This is a genomic window from Ensifer sp. GW101-20A05 (assembly GCF_059424735.1).
Genome location: NZ_JBWKZT010000011.1, coordinates 46466 through 65369, shown reverse-complemented (window position 1 = coordinate 65369; position 18904 = coordinate 46466). Strand labels below are relative to the sequence as shown.

The following is an 18904-nucleotide window of genomic DNA, read 5'->3' as shown; positions in this document are numbered from 1 at the left end:
CTGTCGATTATGCAGGTGCGAGGGAAATCTGCAATGGACGTGGTTTCGACTCCACTGCCGCGAAGGCAACCACAGAGAACGTCACTCTCCGAAGCACACGCCGTTATTGCACTCGCCCGGCGCCCAGCTTACAACGAGAGCATGAAACACACCAGCCACCCGCCTTCCCAAACCAGCGATTGGTACGAGCATGCCTTTGATTTGGCACGCGGTATCGCCGCCTATACGCAGAGCCCCCTCATCGAAGGCGTCGCGAAGGTAATCGCCAAACATCCCGAAGCCCACATCGCCAACGCCTTCAATCACAAGCAGGTTGCCTGCAAGGTCTGGGCGCGCGACACGCTTTTGAGTGTTGCTGGTTCATCCTACGCCAGGATTTCTATCCTCGGCGGTTGGTATGGCATCCTGGGCGCGATGCTGCTGGAGGATGCGCGCTTCAACGTGACTGCGGTCGACAGCTTCGACATCGACCCGGATGTGGAAACGGTTGCGCGAACCCTTAATTTTGCCTTCCCGGAGAAATTCCGTGCGGTCACGGCCGACATGTATGCGATCGACTATACGACGCTTGGGGCCGACCTGGTCATCAACACGAGCTGCGAACACATCGCCGATCTGAGGTCGTGGCTCGATCGCATTCCCGCTGGCACGCGCGTCCTCTTGCAATCCAACAACTATTTCAGCGAGCCCACCCATATCAATTGCGTGGCCTCCGTCGAGGAGTTCACGAAACAGGCGGCGCTTTCGACGGTCGAATTTGCCGGCGCGCTGCCGACGAAAAAATATACCCGCTTCATGCTGATCGGCACGGTCTGAGGGCGGCTGGGGCGCCGCAGCGAAGCGAGCTATCTGTCTGTCGAATAGCACCGCAAACCCGCCACACGTTCACAGAAGTCGCGCCCGCGCGCGGAGACCGATCAAAGAGCCGTGCGTCCTTCCAGGATTTCGGCGGTCTTCATCGCGCCGTCCAGATCCAGCGGCGGAATGTTCGGCTTCGGTCGCGCCAGCATCGCTTCGACATCGCGCGCCAACCTCTCGGGCGTCACCTCGGCCTCCGGCAGAACGCCGGCAAGGCCGAGCTTTTCGAGCCGTTCCGCCCGGGTCGACTGCTCGGTTTCGCCGCCGGCGACGAAGGGGATCAGCAGGGATCCGCAACCGGCGCGGATGATGTCGCAGACCGTGTTGTAGCCGGCCTGAGAAACCGAAAGCCGCACGCCCGAAAGCAGGCTCGCGAAATCCTTGCGGAAGCGGAAGAGCTGCACGTTGCCGGGCGCGGCAGCTTGCAAGGCGTCATAGTCCTGCTGCGGCAGGTTTGGCCCCGTGACTAGGCACCATTGCAGCTCGCGCGGCAGCAAGCTCGCCGCCTGCAACGCCGCGCCGATCAGTTCCTTGCCCACCGCACCGCCACCGGCCGAAACGAGTACGTCGAACGTTTCCGTCGGAGCGTCCGGTGTCGGCCCCGCCACGAGGCCCGTATAGGCGACCTTGTCCTCGATCTCGGCCGCATAGGGATAGGTCTCTTCGAGTCGCGCGAAGGCAGGGTCCCCATGCACGAGCACGAGGTCGAAATACGCCCTGACGACGTCGAGTGTCTCCTCGGCGCGGCCGGGTTTCGTCCGCTCCTGCAGGATGTCCCTAAGCGAAGCGGCAACGAGGGGTCTTGGGGTCTGCCTTTCGATCACCTCGAGCAAGGGCATCAGCTCGAAACGCATCTGGCGGCGGCCGAAAGGGAAGGCTTCGAAGATGACGATATCGGGATCGCATTCAAGGTACGCCTCGATCAACAGCTCCCGGCGCCGATCCTTGAAGGCGTCGCTCACCGGATTTCCCTCGCTGTCGGCAAGGCCGGAAAAGCCCTTGTCGCCGGCGAGCACCGGCGGAAGGGCCACATGCATTACGTCACTCCCCGGGAATCCCGGAACCGGGCTGCCGCCGGTCACGACGGTCACCTCGAAGCCCCTGGCGGCAAGGGCGCTCGCGATCCGGCTCGCCCGCGCCAGATGGCCGATGCCGAGGAGATGCTGCACGTAGAAAAAGACACGGCGCGCACGCATCACGCGGCTCTCCATTCGCTGGCAAACAGCCCGGCAAGCTGATCGATACTGGTGTGGTGATCGAATTGCGCGCGGACCTTCCGCTCCGCCGCACCGCCCAGGCCGTGACGGAGCGCGGGATCTCGGATGAGTTGCTCCAGGGCCCGTGCAAGCGCCTGCGGGTCTTCCGACGGGACGACCCTGCCGTTCTCGCCATCGATGAGAAGTTCCGGAACGCCGGAAATCGCCGTCGAGACACACGGCAGCCGTTGGCTCGACGCTTCGACAAGCACGTTGGGCAACCCGTCGCGATCGCCGTCGGCGGTGATCCGGCAGGCAAGCGCGAAGATATCGCTCGTCCGGTAATGCGCCAGCACGTCGGTCTGGTCGAGCGCACCCTTCCAGGCAACCCTGTCGGAAACGCCAAGCTCGGCCGCAAGCCTCTTGAGCGTGCTGGTCAGTTCACCGGCACCGATATGCTCGAACCGCCAATGAAGGTCCGCCGGCAACAGCGAGAGTGCCTTCAGCAAGACGTCGTAGCCCTTCTTGTCGACGGCGCGGCCGACGCTGACGATGCGGACGGGATCCGAAGGGTCGGAACCATTGCGGTCAGAATGCGTGGCCTCGAAACAAGGGAAACGATCAAGATCAAGGCCGTGGTAGCTCAGATGCACCCTCGCCTTTTCGCTCGTCAGGCTCTTCAGATGTTCGTAGCCCATGCGCGTGCAGGTGACCGTCCAGCGCGCCCGGCCAAGCTTTTCGGAAAGCTCCCAGTCCGGCGACGTCCAGATGTCCTTGGCATGCGCCGAGCAGGTCCAGGGCGTAGCGGCGATCACGCTGGCATAGGCGGTCACCGAAGCAGGCGTATGGATGAAATGCGCATGCAGCCAGCGCGGATTGCCCGGCCATTCCGAAGCGAGCACGACCGCCTGCCCGAACCGGCGAAAGCGGTTGCGGCTGAAATCGCGGCGCAGGTCTTTCAGAAAGAGCCCGAATGCCGGCCAGAAACCCGGCTTCGGCAGGGAACGCACGAGACCGCGCAGCACCCGCAGCGGCTCTTCATGCAGATATTCGGGCAGATAGTGAACATCGGCACGAATCTCGTCATGCACCGGATGACGTTTGCCGTCGGTCGGACGGCGAAGCGAGATCAGTACGAGATCTAGTCCGGCCCGCTCAAGGCCAAGCAGTTCCTGCGCGATGAAGGTTTCCGAAAGACGCGGATAGCCCTTCAGCACGACTGCAATCTTGCGATCTGTCGGCAATGCTTCAGCTCGATTTCTTCACGATATTCAAGTGGTCGCTCGACGGCCGGTCGAGCCACCGACCAACGATCTCGGAGATATGCACGAGCCCTTCCAGCCGCAAGCCGTTGGCGGTGCTTTTCGAAGGCGGCGCCCGGGACGGCAGCGCCTTCAGCGCCGCCGCCAACCGCAGCGGATCGTCCGCTTCGTCCGGCAACAGCATTTCGATGAGCCCAAGCTCGGCCGCGCGGCGGGCGCGGATCAACTGCTCCTCGCGCGGTTGGATGCGCGGCACGATCAGCGCCGGCTTGTCGAAGGAGAGGATTTCGCAATAGGTGTTGTAGCCGCCCATGGCGACGACGCCCTTTGCGCCGGCGATGAGCTCTTCCATGCGATTGTCGAACTCGATGATCTTGATATAGGGGATCTTGCTGCCCTTGCGGATCAGCTTTTCCCGCTTCTTGACCGGCATATAGGGCCCGAGCACGATCAACGCATTGTGCGTAAGCTCCGGGTCCTGCTGGTAAGCGTGGATGACGTCGTGGATCAGGTCCGCACCGTCGCCGCCGCCCCCCGTGGTGACCAGGATATAATCGCCCTGCGGCTTGTGGCCCGGCAGTTCTTCCCGCGGAACGCTGCGCTGCAGGAAGCCTACGAAATTCATCCGGTCGCGGACAGCCGGCGGCACTTCGAGCTCGGTCAGCGGATCGTAAAAATCCGGCGGGCCATAAACCCAGATCGTATCGTAATACTGCTCGATCTTGCGCATGGTGTCGCGCCGCTTCCACTCCGCTTCCAGCAGATGCGGCGCATCCATGACCTCGCGCAAGCCCAAGACCAGCGTCGTGCCATGCGCCTTCAGATAGGTCAGCGTCTCCTCTACCTCGCCGCGCAGGCCCATCGGCTCCTTGTCGACGATGAAGATGTCCGGCTTGAAGGTCTCGGCTGTGTGGCGAATGATTGCCTGACGCATCTTCAGCGTCTCGTCGAGCTCGATATGACGGTCGAGCGAGGTGTAGTCGCCATTGTGCAGCTTGATGACGCTCGGAATCTTCACGAAGTCGACGCGCGCACGGTAGTCGAACGCACCGGCGATCGTCGCGCCGGAGATGATCAGGATGTTCAGACCGCGGTAGTCTTCCACCAGGGAATGCGCGATCGTGCGGCACCGCCGGAGGTGCCCAAGCCCGAACGTATCATGGCTATACATGAGGATCCGGGCATCTTCAAAGCGCCGCATCATGCAAGAAACCTTTCGCTCAGGATCAATGAACCGTTTGGCGCTGACTGGTTGTCAGCTTCAAATCGGGCTTCATTTGTAGGGATCGGCTGCGTCACGCAACCCATCTCCTAAGAAGTTGAACGCCAAAATCACAAGAATGACCGGAATTGTGGGAAATAGGAGCCAGGGGTAGAAAGCAATAACGCTGACGCTCTTGGCCTCCGTCAAGAGAATGCCCCAACTGGTGATGGGGGGTCTAAGACCGAGACCGAGGAAGCTCAGAGCCGTCTCGCCGAGGATCATGCCGGGGATCGAGATCGTCGCAGTGGCGATCAGATGCGACATGAAGCCAGGCACGAGATGCCGGCCGATGATGCGGCTGCTCTTTGCGCCCATCAACTGGGCCGCAAGCACATAATCCTCCTCGCGCAGCGCCAGCAGTTTCGAGCGCACCGCGCGCGCAAGCCCCGTCCAGTCCAGGAGGCCAAGGATGATCGTGATCGCCAGATAGATCAGGATCGGACTCCAGGTCGCCGGCATGATCGCTGCGAGCGACAGCCAGAGCGGGATGCTCGGGATAGACTGCAGGACTTCGATGACGCGCTGGACGACGAGATCGAAGACGCCGCCGTGATAACCCGCAAGGCCACCGATGACGATGCCGAGCACGAAACTGACGGTGATGCCGAGCAGGCCGATCGTCAGCGAAATTCGGGCACCGTAAATGATGCGCGACAACACGTCGCGACCGAGACGGTCCGTCCCCAGGAAGAACGCCTGACCGTCCTTCGCCGGGCAAACGAGATGCACGTTGCTGTCGAACAGGCCCCAGAAACGATAGCTGTCGCCCCGGCAGAAGAAACGCAGTCGCTGCACGTCCGTGACATCGTCGGCATAGTTGCGCTTCAGCGTTTCCATATCCAGCGTCATGGTCCGTCCATAGACGAAGGGACCGACGAACTGGCCCTCATGGAACAGGTGCACCGCCTGCGGCGGTGCGTAGATGTAATCCATGTTGCGGGTATGCAGGTTGTAAGGCGCCAGAAACTCAGAGACGACGATCGTGAAGTAGAACACCGCGAGAAAGATGCCGGAGACGAGCGCGAGCCTGTGGCGGCGGAATTTCCACCACATCAGGCGAAGCTGGGAAGCCTGGTTGACGCGCACCTGCTCGTCGGTCATCGCCTCGACGGAATAGGGATCGAAGGGAGCAGTCGATACGTAATGCGGCAAGGGCTCGCCGGGCGCCGGAAGAAATGACGTCACTTGGTGCTCCTGCCTTGCAGCCGAATTCGAGGATCGAGAATGGCGAGCGCGATATCGGAAATCAGCACGCCGATCACGGTTAGGAAGGCGAGGAACATCAGGAACGAACCGGCGAGATACATGTCCTGGCTTTGCAGGGCCTTGATCAGCATCGGCCCGGTGGTTTCCAGTGACAACACGATCGCGGTGATTTCAGCGCCGGAAATGATCGCCGGCAGGATCGAGCCGATATCCGATATGAAGAAGTTCAACGCCATGCGCAGAGGGTATTTGACCAGCGTGCGCATCGGCGAAAGGCCCTTTGCGCGGGCCGTTACGACATACTGCTTCTGCAGCTCGTCGAGCAGATTTGCGCGCAGACGCCGGATCATGCCGGCCGTGCCCGCCGCGCCGACGATGACGACGGGGATCCAGATATGTTCGAGGATAGACTTCGCCTTGGCCCAGCTCATCGGCTCGGCCAGATACTGCTGGTCCATCAGGTGGCCGATCGAAATCCCGAACCAGATATTGGCGAAATACATCAGGATCAGCGCCAGCATGAAATTCGGAATGGCAATGCCGATCAAGCCCACCAGCGACAGGCCGTAATCGCCCCAGCTATACTGGTGGGTCGCGGAATAGATGCCGATCGGAAAGGCGATCAGCCAGGTGAAGATGATGGTGACGAAGGAGACGAGGATCGTCAGCCACAGACGGTCGCCGACGACGGCGCTGACCGGCAGTTCGTATTCGAAGGAATAGCCGAAATCGCCCTGCAGCATGCCGCCGAACCAGTAGACGTAGCGCAGGACCGGTGGCTGGTCGAAGCCGTACTCCTTCCTCAGCGCCTCGATCTGCTCCATGTCGACGCCTTCGCCCTGCGCCTTGATCTCGGAGACATAGCTCTCGAAGTAGTCGCCGGGCGGCAGTTCGATGATGGTGAAGACAAGAGCCGATATGATGAGGAGGGTTGGAACCATCGCTGCGATACGCCAGAGAATATATCGCAGCATGTCAGGCTTCCTGCTCGATCCAGAAGGTATCGGTTTTGTAAACACCAAAATAGGACGTGGGATCGAAGCCGTAGAGCCCCGTTTCCGGCACATTCCGCAGCTTCTTCGCCACGAGGATCGGCTGTAGCGAGGCGTTGACGATACCGATCGAGAAGACCTGGTCTGTGTAGATCGACAGCATGCGGGTCCAAATCTCCGTGCGCTCGGCGTCTTCAGCCGAATGCCGCCAGCGTTGCAACAGCTCCGTCAGTTCGACAGCGGCAGGCAGATCCGGCGGCTGGCCCATTTCGCCATGGGACAGGTAGTTGAGCCCCCAGACCGGCCATTGCAGCTGGTCGTCGGCCGTCGGCGCCAGTTGCCCCGGGTTCATGCCCGGGGTCGGAACGCCGTTGTCGAGCCCGAACCACATCGACATGACGATCTCGCCGCCGACAGCACGGCTGCGGAACGTGTCGCGCTGCGAGGTGCGGATGAAAAGCGATATCCCGACCTTCTGCCAGTAGTCGGTGACGAGCTGCAGCACGTCCGTCTCGAGCGTGCTTTCGCCGGCCGTTTCCACGACGATTTGCGCGGCCCTGCCATCGGGCAGGACGCGAATGCCGTCACTATCGCGTTGCGTCAGGCCCGCTTCGTCGAGCAGTGCATTGGCTTGAGCTGGATCGTGGGCCACCCAAGCGTTGGCGAACTCCGGACGGAACAGCGGGCTGTCCGGCAGAACCGTGTCGGCGCTCTCCTTGGTCAAGCCGTAGAAGACTGCCTTGTTGATCTCGGTGCGGTCGATGGCCAGCGAGAGCGCACGGCGAACCCGCACATCCTGCAGCAACGACCGCCAGACCGTGTCGGAGCAGTTGAGGTTCGGCAACAGCGCCAGGCGCGAGCCTTGCGTCTTCTTCCACAGCAGTACCTTGACCGGGTACCGCTTCTCGGAATCCTTGAGGAAAGTATAGTCGACGAAGTCGATGCCCGTCGCCTGAAGGTCGCTTTCACCCGTGCCCGTCTTCGCCGGGATCAGCGCCGACGAGCTGACGTTGAGCACGAACTTGTCGATATAGGGAAGCTGCAACCCGTTCTCGTCGACGCGGTGGAAGTAGGGGTTGCGCTCAAAGATGAACTGTTCGGCAGGAAGCGACGTCGTGTTGCGCCATGGATCGAGCGTCGGAAGCTCAGGATTCTCAGGGCGATAGGAGCGAGCCATGCGCATATGGAGCTGGCTCCACTTCTTGACGCGCTGCTCCTTCATCAAAGCCTTGAGCTTGTCTTCTTCCTGATATTTCTCGTGGAACTGCTTGAGATAGGCTGAAGGCACCGCCACCACCAGCGGCTGCGGTGCGGCGAGCTTCTGCAGGAAGTCCGGGTTCGGCGTCGACCACGTATAGCGAACGGTTCGTTCGTCGATGACTTCGAACTTTCCGGCTTCGCCGTCCATCACCAGCGCAGTCGGCAAACCGGCGGGGCTCAGCTTCTCGTTGTTGAGCACATCGTCCCAGCAATAGCGGAAGTCCTCGGTCGTGAGCGGTGTCCCGTCGGACCACTTGTGCCCTTCTCTCAGGTGGAAGGTGAAGATGCGGTCCTCTACCGTCTCGTAGCTTTCGAGGACATCCGCTTCGAGCTTCAGCGTTTCATCATAGCCGACCAGTCGGGCATAGCCGTAGACGGTCATGAGCCGGATGTCCTTGGCACTGCCGATGATCATCGTCACGATACCGCCATGCTTGCCGGGCGTGCGCCCCAGCGCCGCGACGTTGATGACACGCGGCGTCTTGGGCAAGCGCTCGTTCACCGGCGGAAGCTTGCCGTCGGCAATCAGCTTTTCAAGAAACGCCGGTTCACTCCCAGCAGCCAGGAGCCGCACGGGAAATGCCACGGTTGCAAGCAATGCCAGTACAGTTCGGCGGGTGATCATGGCCGTAACTCCCTTGCATCCACGGACCGGCGCGCCAGCACGAAGTGGTCGCCACCGAGATCGGCGGGGATGAGCGTGTCGCCAGCGTCGTCGACGCGGAACTGCGGTCCCCAGCGCCGCATATCCGATCCTTCGCTGTCCTTCAGCCTGTCAAAGTCGAGCGGCCGATCGAGATCCGGATAGGGAACGGCCGCCAACAGCGACTTGGTATAGGGATGAACCGGCTTGCGCATCAGCACCTCGCGCGGCGCAAGCTCGACGATGCGCCCGGCGCACATGACGGCAATGCGGTCCGCCATGTAATCCACGACCGCGAGGTTGTGCGAGATGAACAGACAGGTCAGTCCCAGTTCTTTCTGCAAATCCTTGAGAAGGTTGAGGATTTGCGCCTGAACGGAAACGTCGAGCGCCGATACCGGCTCGTCGCAGATCAGCAGTTCCGGCACCAGCGCGAGAGCCCGGGCAATGCCGATGCGTTGACGCTGCCCGCCCGAGAAACTGTGGGGATAGCGGTTGATGAAGCGCTGGTCGAGTCCGACGGCTTGCAGCAGCTCGCGCACGGTCTCGACGCGCGATTTGCCCGTTCCGCGCCCATGGATCTCCAGGGGCTCGCTGAGAATGTTCTTGACGGTCATGCGCGGGGAAAGCGACGAAACCGGGTCCTGAAACACCATCTGGATCTTCGACCGGAGCGCCTTCAGTTCGTCGCCTTGAGCCTTCAGCACATCGACCGGACCTTCGCCGTTGTCGAAAGTCACCGAGCCGGTGTCCGGCGTTACCGCCCGCATTAGGATCTTGCTGACGGTCGTCTTGCCGCAGCCGCTCTCGCCGACGAGGCCGAGGCATTCACCGCGGCGGATATCAAAGCTGACATCATCGACGGCGCGGTGATGAGAACTTTCGCCGCCACCAAACCAGGACGATTTTCGCGTTCCATATGTCTTCGAGAGGTTACGGACGGACAGCAGCACCTGTGGGCCGGCGCGCCGGTTTGCCACCGAAGTCCCAAGCACTGACCCGGCCTTGACCGGCACTTCGCGCAGCGCCTTCAGCCGTTCGCCGGGCTTCATGTCGAAATGCGGAACGGCGGCCATCAGGCCCTTAAGATAGGGATGCTGCGGGTTGCGGAAGATGGCCTCGACAGGGCCCGCCTCGACGATCTGCCCATGATAGATCACCACAACCTCGTCGGCCATGTTGGCGACGACGCCGAGGTCGTGCGTGATCAGCAGCATTGCCATATTGAGCTTCACTTGAAGCTCGCGCAGAAGTTTAAGGATCTGCGCCTGTACGGTCACGTCGAGCGCAGTTGTCGGCTCGTCGGCGATCAAGAGGGCCGGTCGGCAGATCAGCGCCATAGCAATCATCGCGCGCTGGCGCATGCCGCCGGAAAGCTCGAACGGATACATTTCGTAGGCGCGCTTCGGATTGGCAAAGCCAACATAGCCGAGCAGTTCCTCGGTCCGTGCCCGGCGTTCAGCCTTTTCCGCATCCGTGTGGATCTTCAGCACCTCGGAAATCTGGTTTCCGATCGTATGGAGCGGCGACAACGACGTCATCGGCTCCTGAAAGATCTTGCTGATACGCGTGCCGCGCAGGCTACGTATCTCATCACCTTCCCGCTCCAGCGAAAGCAGGTCGATGGGCTTTGCCGCCGTGGTGGGATCGTTGAACAGAATTTTGCCACCAACCCTGGCGACGTTGGGCAAGATGCCCATCACCGCCTGGCTGATTGCCGACTTGCCCGATCCCGACTCGCCAACGAGCGCCGTGACCTTGCCGGACAAAATCCTGAAATTCGCATTATTGACGGCTTGAACTTCGCCGCCAAGCACCGAGAATGTGATCCGCAGACCTTCAACTCGAAGCAGGTCCGCCCCAGATGTCATAGCAGCACGCTTCCCTCATTGCTTTTTATCCGCCGCCTCTAAAAAAAGACTAGCGCAGCTTCAGAGGGCTGTCCAGCATGGCCAACTGCAACCGGAGCATTGCCTCGTGCATCTTCAGTTGGTTAGAGCGCGGGGCACGTCCCGCCCTTCAGCACGTCGGCGCAATTCGGCGAGCGGCGGAAGTCGTCATAAAACAGCGTCCAGTCGGTCGTATCGGCAGCTCGATAGGGGCCGAACTTGAAGTACTGGTTCTTGCCGAGCCCCTTGTCGGCGTGGCCGACATGCCCCGCCACCGTGATGATCGGCTTGCCGTTGGCGAAGAGTTCGATGCGTCCCGTGCCACCGGCCCCCGGCAGCGTGTAGATCGCGAAGTCGATCCAGCCGGACTTCGGATCGGGCAGCGGGTTGCCATGGTTCGTCACCTTGATGGCATCTGTGCAGGCGTTGAACAGACTGCCGTCTTCCGGTTTCCAGTTGCTGTCGGCGGCGACCAGCATACGCATCTGGTTGACGCTAGGCCGCCCCCACACGGGGATTTCGCCAGGTTTGCAGCTCGCCGGCGTACCTTCCGGGCCGGATGACAGCGGCGCGATGTAATTCGTCTCCACCGTGACGAAGAGCTTGCCCGCCTCGAGGCGTAAAGCAAGGAACGGACTGAAATCACCTTCGGCGCCGGGATCGATCTCACGCTTCCATTGGGCGATCAGATAGCGATGATCCTCCTTCGGGACCGGATCGGCGAACTTGACCGCGAAACCATACCAGACCCCCTGGTCGTAGGGCACGCGCAGCGCCGTCTTCTCCCAGATCTCGGCTCGCTCGCTACAACCGTCGAGGGAATCCGGACAGGTCGGAACGACGCTCAATTTGAGTGCGCCTTTGCCGGTGTGCGTCACTTGGTTTTGAAATTCCACCGTGCCCGCACTCTGCTCGAAGTTATCGCGATAGTAGAGCCCGCCTTCGGGTGCGAAGTTCTGTCCCTCGAAGCCGTCTGAAAGTTTGCTTTCCCACGGCTGCGCCATCGCGCCTCCGGCCATGGCGATGCTGGCGGCGACAAACACGGCTCGGAACATTCTTCCCCCTATTGAAGCATCTTGTCGATAAGGCCGCGCGGCGGCTGAAGCGGACGAGTATTGCGGTGAAGCAGCATGACATGTTCCGCCTCGGAAAGTCCATCCTGCAACACATCGTCGAAGCGCTCATCTGCTCTGGCAAGCAACGCTGCATCGTTGGGGTAGAGAATCGTGAATTTCTGCCGCACTCCGCGCAGTTTTTCCTGGCCGAGCGCCGTCCAATCTCCGCCGCAGTAATTGACGAAGGCCTCGCTGGCGACGACGCTATGCGCATATTTCTTGGTGAGGTTCTGCAACCGCTGCACTTCGTTAACGGCCGAGCCGAAGGCGGAGAAGGTCAGCCGGTCGCGCAGCCCGACATTGCCGAACATCACGTTGCCGACATGCAGCCCGATGCCGTAGCCGATCGAGTCGCGGGATTGCTTGCGCCGTTCGCCGTTCAGCATCTCCATGCGCGCCGTTGCTGCGCGCACGGCTGCAAAGGCCTCGCGGGCGGCAAATTCGGACGGTTCCTTATGGCGCCCACACGGATAGACGGCGATGAACCCGTCGCCGACGAAGCTCAAGATGTGGCCGCCATTGCGATTGAAGGGCGCGGCGATCGCGTCGAAATAGGTGTTCAGCGTCTCGATATAGGACTGCCGCCCCTCCTTCTCCGCCAGCATCGTCGAGCGACGCATGTCGGCCATGACCAGGATCGCGCGCACGGTTTCGCCGTCGCCGCGGCGGACCTGGCCGCTCATCACGCGCCGGCCGGCGCTGGAGCCGAGATAGGTGGTCAGCATATTGTCGGCGAGCTTTCCGAGCACCGCCATCTTCGCGGCGACCGCTAGGTGGTGCTGAAGCTTGAGCAACGCCCCGATCACATCATCGGTGAAGCCGCCATGGCGGTCCGTCGTCCAGGATCCGACCATGCCATGCCCCGAATCGGCGCCGAGCGATTGCATGAAGGCCAGATAGTCCGTGGCGCCCATCTCCTTGAGATCGTCGAAGATCGGGAACTCGGACGGCGTATCCTGGTAAAGACGCCGCCGGATATGCTCGAGATTGTTGTTGAGCAGATAGTAGTAGGGGCTCTGCAGGAAACGCTCGGGATTGAGCGCCAGTTCTTCGTGCCGAAGGCCGCTTACCTCGACGCCCTTGCCGCGGATCCAGGTAAAACCAAGCGCATCATAAAGCGGATGCAACATCGAAAAGGAAAGATGGACGCGCATCAGCGGCAGGCCGGCGGCAGCGAGCCGCTCGCAAAAGCCTTTGACGATCGTTTCCAGCGGCGCGTCGCTGAGCGACGTCCGCATCAGCCAGTCGGCAACCTTGTCGATGAGGATTTCGGATACGTTGTCGTTCGTCGGGGCCATTTCGCGTCCTCACCATGACAGACCGTCCCGCGTCAGCATCCGGAGACGACGAACGCCCCGGCAAATTGCCGGTCCATGTTCGCGGTGGATGATGATGAGCCGTGCCCGTTAAGAAAATGCTCCAACCGATTCCGGCGTCGATGACGTGCAGGCACCCGGAATGCGGCACTTATATGGTGCAGATATTGATGCCACCCGGCGATTTCCAGAGGCCGGGCAAAGTTTTTCTCGCATGATGTTTTGATAAAGGGCTCAAAGGCCTGTCCTTCGGCGTGACGCAGTGCCTCGCTTGACTTGGGACTTGTTTCTCTCCAACAAACCACGACATGTTCGCGCGGCGCCACGCGTCTGTCCACGAGATCCGGAAAGCAAACTTGACCTCACCTCATTTCGAAAGCCTGCTCTCGTCCATCTCCGCCTCGAGCGCCAAGGTCGGCGTCATCGGTCTCGGCTATGTCGGCCTGCCGCTCGCCATCGCCGCTGCTCGCGCAGGTTTTGCCGTCATTGGATTCGACATCGACCCCACCAAGATCGTCGCGCTCGACGCGGGCAAGTCCTACATCGCCGCCGTATCGGACGCCGCGCTCGCAAAAGAGAGCGGTGCCGGCCGCTTCCGCTCGACGACGGACTTTCAAAAACTGGCGGACTGCGACGTCATCATCATCTGCGTGCCGACGCCGCTTACCAAACACCGCGACCCGGATCTTTCCTTCGTCGAAAAGACGTCACGCGCGATCGCGGCGACCCTCAGGCCCGCCCAACTCGTCGTCCTGGAATCGACCACCTATCCCGGGACAACCGACGGCGTCGTGCGCACCATCCTCGAGGAAACCGGGCTCAAGTCCGGCAGCGACTTCTTCGTCGGCTTTTCGCCGGAACGTGAGGATCCCGGCAATCCGACCTACGAAACGGTCAGCATTCCAAAGGTCGTCGCCGGCGATGGACCGCAGGCTTCGGCCCTGATGGAACGGTTCTATGCAGCCGTGGTGAAAACCGTCGTGCCGGTCTCCTCCAACGCCACGGCGGAGGCCGTGAAGCTCACCGAGAACATCTTCCGCTCGGTCAACATCGCCCTCGTTAACGAATTGAAGATCGTCTACGAGGCCATGGGCATCGACGTCTGGGAAGTGATCGAAGCGGCGAAGACCAAGCCGTTCGGCTACATGCCGTTCTACCCCGGACCGGGGCTTGGCGGCCACTGCATCCCGATCGACCCCTTCTACCTCACCTGGAAGTCGCGGGAATACGAGCTGCCGACGCGCTTCATCGAGCTTGCCGGCGAGATCAACTCGGCCATGCCGCGCCATGTGGTCAGCCGCCTCGCCGAGGCACTCGACCGCAAGGCTGGCAAGGCGCTCAGCCGTTCCAACGTCCTCGTCGTCGGCCTCGCCTACAAGAAGAATGTTCCGGATATTCGCGAAAGCCCGTCGCTGCGCTTGATCGAGTTGATCGAAGAGCGCGGCGGACGCACTTCCTATCACGACCCCTACGTCGCCGAGATCCCACCGACACGCGAACACGGTGCTTTGAAGGGCCGGCGATCGGTGACGCTCGACGCACAAACAGTCGCGACATTCGATGCCGTGCTGATTGCCACCGATCACGACCAGGTGGATTACGCGGCCCTTGCCGCTTCCGCCTCGCTCATCGTCGATACGCGCAACGTGTTCTACCGCAACAGACTGACCGGCGAACATATCGTCAAGGCTTGACCCGGCGCGAGCCCGTCTTGGGCCACGAGGCGCGGCATCCCGCGCGTGTTGGCTATGCGGCCTGCACGCGCGCCAGCGCGGCCTTGAGCTTGCTTGCCGCCACTGCGTAGCCGCCCGACGCGCCGTCGACGAAATGCATGTGATCCCGCGTCATCGGCGTCGGCACGATGCAGGTCATCAGCGCCGAATCCTGTTGATGCAAGCCATAGTGCCCGACACCCGCCGCCTCTGCCTGCCTTAACCTCGTCTCGATTCGTTCGAGCCGTTCGGCACTGATGTCGATCGTCATTTTCAGCCCGTCATCGAACTTGCGGAAATCCGTGTTGTCGGCGAGGTCGCGGCGGTAGCGGCTCGTGTCGAAGGATCCAAGATTCCAGCCCATCCTGAGGCAGACAAACAGCACCAGCGTCTGCACGGTGATGAAGCAACGGGCGAGAAAGCGCCGTCCTTTCGGTGCCACGGCCCGCGTCTCGGCTTCAATACCCTTGAAGGAGAAACGTGGCCTCGGCCCAAGTTCGGGAACAGGATGGCCGTTGCGTTCTTCCTCCTCGGCCAATGCGACAATGTCGGCGATCAACGCCTGAAACTCCGGTCCATTGCCCTTAGGCCCCGGCACGGCGATGATCGAGGCTATAGCGCCGTGGCGGGACTCGATCGGGTTCCAGCGACAGGAAAGCCCGGTGAGGTCAGGCCGGCTGCCAGCCGTCGCGGCGCCGACGGGATAGCGTCCCGCCTTCATCGCCGCTTCGGCCCAACTGGCGCCACCTCCCGCAAACATCGCGTAGGAAACCTCTTCGCTCGCCTTGAAGCGGGCGACGCGCATATCGAGGCCGTTGGCGCGGATATCGCTGACCGGCACCAGGGCGGCGCGCAATTCGAGCCCGAGCTCCTCAGCGACCCAGGTCTTCACGGCGGCGAGTGCGGCGCGTGCGCGGTCCGCCATCGGCGCCGGCAGCACGGCGAGCGCGCCGTCCCCCCCGAAAACAAAGGGCATCGACTTTTCTTCGAGCGCGTTCATCAACGCCGAAATGACGCTGGCGCCTGCCATATTCACAGTTTTATAGCGGCCTTCGGCGATCGCGCCGGTGGAGTTGACGATGTCGGCAACGGCGAGAAGCCAGCCGTCCGGCAGCGGACGATAATTCGCCTCGTCCGCGACCCCTTCGAACGCATCGAAGAGAGGTACGCTGTCATAGAACCGCCCGTCTGTTGCCTCAACCATGTGACCTGTTCCCTACGTTACTGCGTTCGATAAATAATCCACGTAACAGCGCAAGGAAAAGTTTCATGTGCTGCTGCTATGGCCTCGCCATCGATCCGGCGCCCCCCCGTTGAAATGCGGTTCCGTCGGACGATTTCCAACCGGGCGCCCTTGGCGACGCTAAGGTTACTTTCCAAATAATATCCCATGGCATTGCAGGGGTGTGGCCATTGTGCTTGTTTAACAGTCACACAAGGATCAAAATGGTCCGAGCGTGCGTAGTGAAGCCGAAACTGAATGCGTGACGACAACTTTCGAGTGCGGTTCTGGGGCGTAAGAGGAAGTTTGCCGGTATCCGGCCAACAATACGTCGCCTATGGGGGAAATACATCCTGCATCGAGGTTCGATGCGGCAAGGATGTTTTGCTCTTCGATGCGGGGTCTGGGCTGCGCGAGGCCGGTTACTCGCTGATCGCCGAAGGCATCGACCAATTCGACCTTTTCTTCACCCACAGCCACTATGACCACATCATCGGCCTTCCCTATTTCAAGCCGATCTACAAGTGTCAGAACTCGGTACGCTTCTGGTCCGGCCATCTGCACGGCACGATGACCACGAAGGAAATGATCCGCGACTTTATGCGCCCACCGTGGTTCCCAGTGGACCCGGATATCTGTCAGGCAAGCCTCGACGGCCTGGATTTCAAACCCGGTGACGTGCTGACGCCACGGGCGGGAATCACGGTCCGCACGGCAAGCCTCAGGCATCCGGGCGGCTGTGTCGGGTACCGCGTCGAATGGAACGGGCGCGCCGTCGCACTCGTCTACGACACCGAGCACGAGCCCGGCATTCTCGATCCCACGGTTCTCGATCTGATCGCCGGCTGTGATCTGATGGTCTACGACTGCACCTATCTCGAAAGCGAGATGGATCATTTTCAGGGCTTTGGGCACTCGACCGGCATGCATGGCGCCCGGCTGGCGATGGCCGCCGGTGTCAAGCATCTCGCCATGTTCCATCACGATCCGTCCCGCACCGACGAGGCGCTGGCCGCGATGGAACGCGACGTTCAGGCGACGTTCGCCGGCGCCTTTGCCGCCCGCGACGGACAGATCATCGAGCTGTAATCTCGCGGCCGGCAAGCCAACGGCAGGCCGGATGTCCGCTGGTCGCCGCAAAGAGCTTTTCGAGGAATGTCCAGACGCCCTCGTCGTGAACGAGGTGATGCGTCAGCACGCCGATCGTGCGGCCCTTCTGCTCCGCTCTCTCCTCGACGTCGCCGGTCACCTGCCGAAGCCTCGCAATGATGTCGGAGACGATCAGTGCATGGTCGCGGCAACCGCGCGTCCCGCGCCAATCCATGACATCGACATGCGTGTTGACGAGCTTGAACGGCGATGGTTTCTCCGGCCCGAAGACCGAGAGCACCTTGAAACCGATGTCGGGCAAGCCGTCGAGAAGCGTGTTGTCGATCCGGTTCCACGGGGGAACGAGCATCGGCACGAAGCCGCCCGGGAAGAGCGTCCGCAGGCGGTCATAGCCGAGCTCGAGTTCGTGGAGCACCGTGCCGCGCGGCCGGTGCGCGCCAAGCTCCTGCTTCTTTTCCGCGGGCGGCGCATGATTGCGATGCGCCCACCCGTGCACGGCAATGCTGACATCTGCGAGCCCGCCCAGGCGGCGTGCGAGCGCTTCGCCGGTCTGGGCGGGCGGAACGGCCAGAACGACCGGAAGAGCGTGTCGGTCGACCAGCGACAGCAGCCGATCGAGCGCCCGCGTCGGCTCGGCTGCGTCGTCGTCACGCAGCCAGAAATCCACCGGCCGTCCCGACGCTTCAAGGCGATCGAGCTCCGCAGCAAGGCGCTGCCAATGGATTTCCTCGGTCATTTCTGCGTCTCCAGAAATTCATCGAAAATCGAGCGAAGCCGTCGGGCGGCTGCCGGAAACGAGCGCTCCTGATGAACGAACCGTCGGGCGGCTGCGCCCAATCGCTTGCGGCCGGCCGGATCCTCGATCAGGTCGCGCATCGCCGCCGCATAGGCGCCGATATCCCCGTCCCGCGTCAGCAGCCCGGTCTCACCGTCTCTCACAACTTCCGGCACGCCGGCCGTTCGTTGCGCAACGACCGGCAGGCCTGCGGCCTGCGCTTCGAGATAGGCAAGCCCGTAAGCCTCGCCGCAGCCGGGCCACACGTAGAGATCAGTGCTGGCAAGAATATCCGGCAGGTCGGCTGCATCCTTTTCGCCAAGCCACATCAATCGCTCGGGAGGCAAAGTCGCAAAGGCCCCCATGACCTCGTCGCGGCAAGGTCCGTCGCCGACGATCGTCAAGGTCCAGGCGGCGGCGGCAACACGCGTCAGCGCCTGCGCCAGCATGCGGTAGCTATTCATCTTGTCGCCGCTGCGCATCATCGCGACCACGACGAGCCGGCAGGGGGCATCGGCTGATGGCTTGCTCTCAATGAACGGCGCAGCGTCGATGAACGGCGCAGCGTCGATGAACGGCGCAAGCATCGCGTGGCGGCATGAGGGAGCGGCTTCAAGAAGGCCGCCGCGGTCGCGGCGCGTCAGGCAGATGTTGACGGCAGCTTGCGAAATCCCCGCAAGAACATGGCGCTGGGCAATCGCGCCGACACCCTCATTCCGCCGCATCGAGTATGACGCTTCCGCCGTCGCATAGGGAATGGAAAATTCGTCCGAAAGCCCGGGCCCGAGAAGGTCGGGCGCCTTGTAATAGGGATGGTAGCAGAACCAGAGATCGGGAACGCCCTCGCTCTGCCAGAGTGTCCGAAGGCGCGCGGTTTCGGTTTCCGCCGCAAGCTCAAGTTCGCGGAAATCCTGATCCGATGGCTTGGCCATGAAACTGCGCAGATCCGATGCAATCGCAACCTCGTGCCCACCGATCCGCAGTGCCGCGATCAGCATGCGGGCCATCAGCCGGTCGCCTGACGGCACCGGGTGATCGGGGGATTTCAGCGGTGCATAAAAGGCGATCTTCATCCGCAGCGAGC

15 protein-coding genes are annotated in these 18904 nt (G+C 61.8%); 3 read left to right on the top strand and 12 right to left on the bottom strand.

What is annotated here, in order from left to right; genetic code table 11:
* The first annotated feature begins 141 nt into the window (after positions 1-141).
* Positions 142-816: a class I SAM-dependent methyltransferase gene (locus tag AC070A_RS24005; RefSeq protein WP_492383882.1), complete on the top strand. Its 675-nt coding sequence runs from the start codon at positions 142-144 to the stop codon at positions 814-816.
* Between the two features lie 101 nt (positions 817-917).
* Here AC070A_RS24005 and AC070A_RS24000 read toward each other — a convergent pair whose 3' ends face one another.
* The 9 genes from AC070A_RS24000 to AC070A_RS23960 all read right to left on the bottom strand — a co-directional run bounded on the left by AC070A_RS24000 (position 918) and on the right by AC070A_RS23960 (position 12983).
* The gene (locus AC070A_RS24000; protein ID WP_218373096.1) at positions 918-2054 is read right to left on the bottom strand and encodes a glycosyltransferase family protein; all 1137 of its coding nucleotides are present in this window, start codon (positions 2052-2054) and stop codon (positions 918-920) included.
* Positions 2054-3298, bottom strand: coding sequence for a glycosyltransferase family 4 protein (locus AC070A_RS23995; protein ID WP_492383881.1), 1245 nt, complete (start codon positions 3296-3298; stop codon positions 2054-2056). The genes AC070A_RS24000 and AC070A_RS23995 overlap by 1 nt, the downstream gene beginning before the upstream one ends.
* Positions 3299-3302: 4 nt before the next feature.
* Positions 3303-4520 carry a glycosyltransferase family protein gene (locus AC070A_RS23990; RefSeq protein WP_057251298.1) on the bottom strand — a complete coding sequence of 406 codons (1218 nt, stop codon included), beginning with the start codon at positions 4518-4520 and terminating at the stop codon, positions 3303-3305.
* Positions 4521-4589: 69 nt separating this feature from the next.
* Complete coding sequence (locus AC070A_RS23985; protein ID WP_218373094.1) at positions 4590-5765, bottom strand: ABC transporter permease; 1176 nt, start codon at positions 5763-5765, stop codon at positions 4590-4592.
* Positions 5762-6760 (bottom strand): ABC transporter permease, encoded by a 999-nt coding sequence (locus AC070A_RS23980; RefSeq protein ID WP_492383880.1) that lies wholly within the window; start codon positions 6758-6760, stop codon positions 5762-5764. The genes AC070A_RS23985 and AC070A_RS23980 overlap by 4 nt, the downstream gene beginning before the upstream one ends.
* A 1-nt stretch (position 6761) precedes the next feature.
* Positions 6762-8663, bottom strand: a complete 1902-nt coding sequence (locus tag AC070A_RS23975) for an ABC transporter substrate-binding protein (protein WP_218373093.1) — start codon at positions 8661-8663, stop codon at positions 6762-6764.
* Entirely contained in the window at positions 8660-10552 is a 1893-nt protein-coding gene (locus tag AC070A_RS23970; RefSeq protein WP_058328053.1) for an ABC transporter ATP-binding protein, read from the bottom strand. The genes AC070A_RS23975 and AC070A_RS23970 overlap by 4 nt, the downstream gene beginning before the upstream one ends.
* Before the next feature lie 122 nt (positions 10553-10674).
* On the bottom strand, positions 10675-11625 hold the full coding sequence (locus tag AC070A_RS23965; RefSeq protein ID WP_058328054.1) for a polysaccharide lyase family 20 protein: 951 nt from the start codon (positions 11623-11625) through the stop codon (positions 10675-10677).
* An 8-nt stretch (positions 11626-11633) separates the two neighbouring features.
* Positions 11634-12983, bottom strand: coding sequence for an adenylate/guanylate cyclase domain-containing protein (locus tag AC070A_RS23960; RefSeq protein ID WP_218373092.1), 1350 nt, complete (start codon positions 12981-12983; stop codon positions 11634-11636).
* 374 nt (positions 12984-13357) lie between these two features.
* Here AC070A_RS23960 and AC070A_RS23955 point away from each other — a divergent pair, with 374 nt between their 5' ends.
* The gene (locus AC070A_RS23955) at positions 13358-14695 is read left to right on the top strand and encodes a nucleotide sugar dehydrogenase (RefSeq protein WP_492383879.1); all 1338 of its coding nucleotides are present in this window, start codon (positions 13358-13360) and stop codon (positions 14693-14695) included.
* Between the two features lie 52 nt (positions 14696-14747).
* Here the strand turns inward: AC070A_RS23955 and AC070A_RS23950 are convergent, their stop codons facing one another.
* Positions 14748-15917 (bottom strand): DUF3095 domain-containing protein, encoded by a 1170-nt coding sequence (locus tag AC070A_RS23950; RefSeq protein WP_218373090.1) that lies wholly within the window; start codon positions 15915-15917, stop codon positions 14748-14750.
* Positions 15918-16193: 276 nt separating this feature from the next.
* On the opposite strand from AC070A_RS23950, the gene AC070A_RS23945 reads away from it, so the two are divergent.
* Entirely contained in the window at positions 16194-17024 is an 831-nt protein-coding gene (locus AC070A_RS23945) for an MBL fold metallo-hydrolase (RefSeq protein ID WP_492383878.1), read from the top strand.
* On the opposite strand, the gene AC070A_RS23940 is transcribed toward AC070A_RS23945, so the two are convergent.
* Entirely contained in the window at positions 17011-17781 is a 771-nt protein-coding gene (locus AC070A_RS23940; protein WP_492383877.1) for a polysaccharide deacetylase family protein, read from the bottom strand. The genes AC070A_RS23945 and AC070A_RS23940 overlap by 14 nt on opposite strands.
* Positions 17778-18893: a glycosyltransferase family 4 protein gene (locus tag AC070A_RS23935; RefSeq protein WP_492384397.1), complete on the bottom strand. Its 1116-nt coding sequence runs from the start codon at positions 18891-18893 to the stop codon at positions 17778-17780. Before AC070A_RS23935 ends, AC070A_RS23940 begins: the two co-directional genes overlap by 4 nt.
* Positions 18894-18904 lie beyond the last annotated feature (11 nt).